The following is a 5,570-nucleotide window of genomic DNA, read 5'->3' on the forward strand; positions in this document are numbered from 1 at the left end:
ACAAAACTCATCATTAGAGAAACATCGTCTTGTGCTGCTAGAACGTATATTTTTTTACAATCAGATGACTGCATACTAGCTCTATTACAGTCTCGTCGGCTCGTAGATGTTACTAAGAGACAGTTATAAAATTTTCCAGTCTGAACGGCCAAAATCTGTGATGTCATACGAGACATCAAAAGGACGATCGCTGGTCACTTTAGGAGAAACTGAGCCTTGTATTTCTAATTCTTTGAGGCACTGATCAACCATCTTCTCAACAGCACCGCCTAACATGCGAGATAATTCATTAAAACGGACCAGACCGTCCTTAAAATGCCAAAGAATAGAGGCTTTCCATTTACCACCTGAAATTCTCACACTTCGCTCAATAAGACATGGATCTTCGTATTTTTCTAAATTGATATTTTATTATTATTGGTTGTTTTAGTTGTGTTTTTCATATTATTTTTACTATTAAAATCAGTAGTTACTAAAAGCAAATTGATTTTTTAATATACTACGTTGGCATAATGTTCATTCTTAACCAATTTACTATCGTAACGCATTGCAGCTAGTGTCATTTTAGGGAGCTATTTTAGGAAGACACTCATTTCTTATGAACCAATTAATAAAGCACCATTGGGTGGTTTACTTATTACTGATCCAAAACATTTACCCGCTATTGTATTGCGTGCCAAAAAAGCACAAAAATATTGGTAAACATTACTTCTTAGTGACCGTCAACAGAATGTCGCCGAGGCTTCGACCATCTTGCGACAACAGAAGATCAACTAGCGCTACTTATTAGTAAAGAAGTGGGTAAAGAAATAGGTAAAAATTATCGTAGAGATAGTTACGAAGTGGCTGGAACTGTTCAAACGTAACTCATTTTACCCAAGATATAGCCAAAGCTCTAACAACCGAGACAATAGGACATAATGCAAAAATTCAATATCGACCGTTGGGTGTTTTAGGGGTTATTTCACCTTGGAATAATCCATTGACTATGACAAATAAATTGTTATTTCCCGCATTGGTCACCGCCAATAGTGTGGTGTTAAAACCTTCAGAAGAGACCCCATTGGTTATTGACTTTTTTGTCAGAATCACAAATGAAGTGTTACCAGAAGGTGTACTACAAATTGCTCACGGTGATGCAAAAACGGGGAAGGTATTGGTAGATGCCAACATTGATAAAGCAGCACCATTTGCGGTAGCAAGTTCATTTGAAAATACCAGCCAAATATGCACTTTTATAGAGCGGATCTATGTCGACGAACTTATAGCTGGCGAACTTGAGCACAAAGTGGTGGCGTCATCTAGGCGTTATCAAGCAAGTCCTTGGGCTCAAAATAATGTCAATATTGCGCAATCCTACGCAGCATGCCAAAGTAAGTCTCATTATGAACTGCCCTTTATACAACCCACTGATGTAACAAATATCACACCCTATAGAGTTTTATAGCAGGATGAGACATTAGGTCCAATTGTCGCTATCAGTCGTTTTAATAATTGTATAAGGCGGTTGGGCGATAGACCTTATGGTTTAGCTGCTTTAGTATTTGGTGACTCTGGTGCAAATACACAGCACAACAACTGAAAGCTGGCATGGTACCAAAAAATAAGGCGTAAGTGTTTCATGACTGTAGGTAGGTGCAAAGCACAGTGGTTTCAGTTTTCATGGAACGGTTGCCAGTCATCGCTAGTTTACTTAGCTGCGAACGCTGAACAAACAAATAATTTGCATGAGCAAACTTTAGAAAACAACATACTCAAACAAACAATTGACTCAGACATAAATTTACTCAGACATACAACCTTCCAAACATACAATTTATCTAAGTGCACGATTAATTTAAGAACATACAGCAATACCAAAATCAGTTCATGAGAGTGTAAAATATGAATAAGAAAACTGACGCAACACTAGACTTTTTTGTTGCCGCTTTGGAGCCTGGTGCAGAACACCCCGCTTTGCCTGCTTGGGGTAATCGCCATGTCAATGCAGCAAACTTAAGTGATAGCTACGATATAGATTATATTGAAAGACGTGAATTGTCTGAGGTACCGGGGGCATTTCAGTTATTAAATGTTTTATCAAAACAAGAATGTGAAAGACTGATTGGTATTAGTGAACAATTAGGATTTTTGCCTGATGCCGCGGTTTCTTTACCGCGTAGCGTGCGTCATAACGACAGCTTAACTTGGATAGTGGATGAACAAACCGATGGCACTATTTGGCAGCGCATAGTGCATTTAATGGATGACCGCCAAGCTATTTTTGATGGCAGTGAAGCATTAGGGCTCAATGCGCGCTTTCGGTTTTATCGTTATAATCCAGATGACTTTTTTAAACCCCACTCTGATGGTGCTTGGCCAGGAAGTCGTATTATCAATGACAAATTGGTAGCTAATGCTTATCCGGATCGTTTTAGCAAAATGACAGCTTTAATCTTTCTAAGTGATGAGTTTCAAGGTGGTGCAACACGCTTTATGATCAATGGGGATGACCCGACTAGACCCGCAATGATAGGCAACAAGGTGAATAATATTGATATTCGCACACCAACTGGCAGTATATTGTGCTTTCCTCACGGCATGCATCCTTTACATTGTGTCCATAGTTCAGTACCAATCACTAATGGGACCAAATATATAATTCGTAGCGACGTTTTGTTTAAGTTATAGGGATGCTTACAACTCATAATTGAAATAAAAGAAGCTGAGCGTCTTCATACCTTGTTCGCCCCTAAACAACAGATGAAATTGTTGAGATACGATTAAAACCTTGTCACCGATATCTTTATTCAGCTCATTCCGATGTCGCTTTGTGATTGTGGTCTGAGACAGCCCTTTATTTATTACCAAATTTAGGTCAAATGTATCTTCTCACTATATTTTAAAATTAAATTTTAAAAATGAACTTTAAAAAGATAAATCGACTACTTTATTTCTGTATCTAATACTTCCTCTTCGTTACTTATTTTTTCGTCACTATCACTAGCTAACAATAGCGCTACCCAACGTGTATCTGGGCTAGACTCTAAAGCTATTTTAACTATCATAGTAAGAGGCACAGATAACAACATGCCTACTGTGCCTAACAACCATCCCCAGAAGATTAAAGACAAAAAGACAATCAAAGTAGACAAACCCAAACCACGTCCCATATAGCGGGGTTCAATGACGTTGCCCATCACCATATTTGACACAACAAAGCCCAAAGCTGTTAGCCCTGCTGTTGTAGCACCTAATTGTACAAAAGCTAATAACACTGCAGGAACAGCGGCAATGATAGAACCAATGTTGGGGATGTAGTTAAGCAAAAAGGCTAAAACAGCCCATAACAAAAAGTGATCAACACCAAGAAAGTATAACCACAACCCAATAATTATGCCTGTACCCAAGCTAACCAGTGTTTTAATCGCCAAGTAATTTTTAACTGAGACTAAAAACTTATCAATTTGTTGTATCTTCATACTGGGATCATCAAGTGCAATATGAATTTTTTTAGGGACTGATTCTGCTTCAAACAACATAAAAACTACAATTAACAAAATCAATAAAAAGTCAGTTAACACCCCTCCTAAACTAGACAACAAATTGGTCGCCATATTCATGGCTGCACCAGGGTCTAAATAGGATAACAATTGCTGTTTATCTTCGCTGAAGATAAAAGTATCCAACTGACCAATAGCCCAAGCAAATTCACCGTCTAATTGCTCTCTATATCTAGGTATGTTTAAACTAAACTCATTCATCGACTGACTAACTAACCCGGCCAAAATCAATCCAAATGTCACTATGATGAGTATTACTAATACCACAGCTATTGCTCTAGGTAATCTATATTGATTTGCCCACGTAATGATGGGACTACAAGCCATGGCGATAAACACCGATAATAAAAATGGTACTACTATAGCGGTTGCAGCTTTAATTCCGGCGAGTATTACGACTATCGACGCCATAATCACTAATATCTTGATGGTGCTTTGAGATTTAGTTTGCATATGAAGCTTCTTAATGAAAATCTTGTGAGCAAATTAGCAGATCTGTATGATATTTTATAGCGCATAATATAAAAGAAAGCTTAACCGACCCTAGGGACAAGTATGAAGTTAAACCCAGCCACCATTAGGATTAAAAATTTACGTTTGAGAACTTATATTGGTGTTAACGATGACGAAATTGTTAATATGCAAGATGTAGTCATTAACGTAAAAATGCATTACTGTGCAGACCAAGCAACAGGTTCGGATAAAATGGTCGATGCGTTGAATTACAAAACTATCACCAAAAGAATTATCAACCTAGTTGAAAGTAACAGGTTTTCTTTACTTGAAAAACTTACTGCAGATGTACTTGCCATCGCAGCAGAACACCCTTGGGTAAACTATGCTGAGGCAGAAGTTGATAAACCCCACGCTTTACGTTTTGCAGACTCAGTTTCTTTATGCTTGTCGTGTAACAAAAATGGGTAATGCAAATATTAATTTAAGGAAGTTATGAAAATACTTATCACCGGTGGGTCAGGCGTAATTGTCTCTAACCTTATTCCTATCTTACGTCCTTGCGACGTAGCAGTTTATACCCGTAATGTGGCCATGGCTGAGCAAATACTGGGACACAAAATACACTTTCTATCGACACTCACACATCTTGATAATTTAGATGAATATGATGTAGTAATTAATTTAGCCGGTGAACCCATCGTATCCAAGAAATGGACTGAGGCACAAAAACGAAAAATTGAACACAGTCGCTGGTCAATCACTGAAGAAATAGTGGCACTTATCAACGCAGGTGATAACCCACCTGAGTTATTGATAAGTGGATCAGCAATAGGCTTTTATGGCCGTCAGCAAGACCAAGTTATTGATGAAAATTTTTCAACTCCCCATGATGAGTTTAGTCACCAACTTTGCGAACGTTGGGAATTTTTAGCCAAAAAAGCACAATCAGATAAAACTCGAGTGTGTATTTTACGTACGGGTGTAGTTATCACCAAAAGAGGCGGTGCATTACAAAAAATGCTACTGCCATTTAAACTAGGTCTAGGTGGACCAATTGGTGACGGCAGTCAATATATGTCTTGGATACACCTTGAAGACATGCTGCAAGGCATTGCGCATTTAATAACCAATGAAAGTTGTGAAGGTGTTTACAATTTCACTGCACCCAATCCTGTTACCAATCTAGAATTTAGTCGTGAACTTGCCTCATCCCTATCTCGACCTTGTATATTTAAAGTGCCTGAATTTGCGTTAAGAATAATAATGGGGGAAATGGCTGATCTAGTGATATTTGGTCAAAGAGTCGTGCCTAACCGACTACAAGAAAGTGGCTATGAATTCAAATACCCTAAAATATCCCAAGCTCTTGACTGTTTACGTAAAAAATAATGGCCTATATTTAAGCAAGTAGTCAATTAAAACTAGCAGGCACCTTGAAGGGTTAGCCTGCTTAATTTTTGTAGTTAGACCATCTGACGTAACAATTGGCTGGTGTTGAGCGACAACAGTCTCCAGCAACCTAAAGCACCAAGAATACTCACCACTAGCGCACCCGCTAACGGAGCAATAATC

At 38.3% G+C, this 5,570-nt stretch carries 5 protein-coding genes and 1 pseudogene; 4 read left to right on the forward strand and 2 right to left on the reverse strand.

Annotation, left to right across the window (positions count from 1 at the left end; all coding sequences use genetic code 11):
- Window positions 1-123 precede the first annotated feature (123 nt).
- Window positions 124-443, reverse strand: a pseudogene (locus QZ562_RS19065) (helix-turn-helix domain-containing protein).
- Between the two features lie 485 nt (window positions 444-928).
- Here QZ562_RS19065 and QZ562_RS19070 point away from each other — a divergent pair.
- Together QZ562_RS19070 and QZ562_RS19075 are read left to right on the forward strand one after the other, a co-directional pair.
- Window positions 929-1,447: an aldehyde dehydrogenase family protein gene (locus QZ562_RS19070; RefSeq protein ID WP_293763793.1), complete on the forward strand. Its 519-nt coding sequence runs from the start codon at window positions 929-931 to the stop codon at window positions 1,445-1,447.
- A 437-nt stretch (window positions 1,448-1,884) separates the two neighbouring features.
- Entirely contained in the window at window positions 1,885-2,670 is a 786-nt protein-coding gene (locus QZ562_RS19075) for a 2OG-Fe(II) oxygenase (RefSeq protein ID WP_293763780.1), read from the forward strand.
- Between the two features lie 254 nt (window positions 2,671-2,924).
- Here the strand turns inward: QZ562_RS19075 and QZ562_RS19080 are convergent, their stop codons facing one another.
- The gene (locus QZ562_RS19080) at window positions 2,925-3,995 is read right to left on the reverse strand and encodes an AI-2E family transporter (protein ID WP_293763783.1); all 1,071 of its coding nucleotides are present in this window, start codon (window positions 3,993-3,995) and stop codon (window positions 2,925-2,927) included.
- Between the two features lie 102 nt (window positions 3,996-4,097).
- On the opposite strand from QZ562_RS19080, the gene folX reads away from it, so the two are divergent.
- Together folX and QZ562_RS19090 are read left to right on the forward strand one after the other, a co-directional pair.
- Entirely contained in the window at window positions 4,098-4,466 is a 369-nt protein-coding gene (gene folX, locus QZ562_RS19085) for a dihydroneopterin triphosphate 2'-epimerase (RefSeq protein WP_293763786.1), read from the forward strand.
- A 24-nt stretch (window positions 4,467-4,490) separates the two neighbouring features.
- Window positions 4,491-5,387: a TIGR01777 family oxidoreductase gene (locus QZ562_RS19090; RefSeq protein ID WP_293763790.1), complete on the forward strand. Its 897-nt coding sequence runs from the start codon at window positions 4,491-4,493 to the stop codon at window positions 5,385-5,387.
- Window positions 5,388-5,570: the final 183 nt, after the last annotated feature.

This window comes from uncultured Paraglaciecola sp., assembly GCF_913058035.1.
In the GTDB taxonomy this organism is placed as follows: Bacteria; Pseudomonadota; Gammaproteobacteria; order Enterobacterales; family Alteromonadaceae; genus Paraglaciecola.

What these genes read in the sequence shown, in the direction of transcription:
- QZ562_RS19075 (WP_293763780.1), top strand. Translation starts at nt 1,885, where the DNA reads ATGAATAAGAAAACTGACGCAACACTAGACTTTTTTGTTGCCGCTTTG.
- QZ562_RS19080 (WP_293763783.1), bottom strand. Translation starts at nt 3,995, where the DNA reads ATGCAAACTAAATCTCAAAGCACCATCAAGATATTAGTGATTATGGCG.
- folX (WP_293763786.1), top strand. Translation starts at nt 4,098, where the DNA reads ATGAAGTTAAACCCAGCCACCATTAGGATTAAAAATTTACGTTTGAGA.
- QZ562_RS19090 (WP_293763790.1), top strand. Translation starts at nt 4,491, where the DNA reads ATGAAAATACTTATCACCGGTGGGTCAGGCGTAATTGTCTCTAACCTT.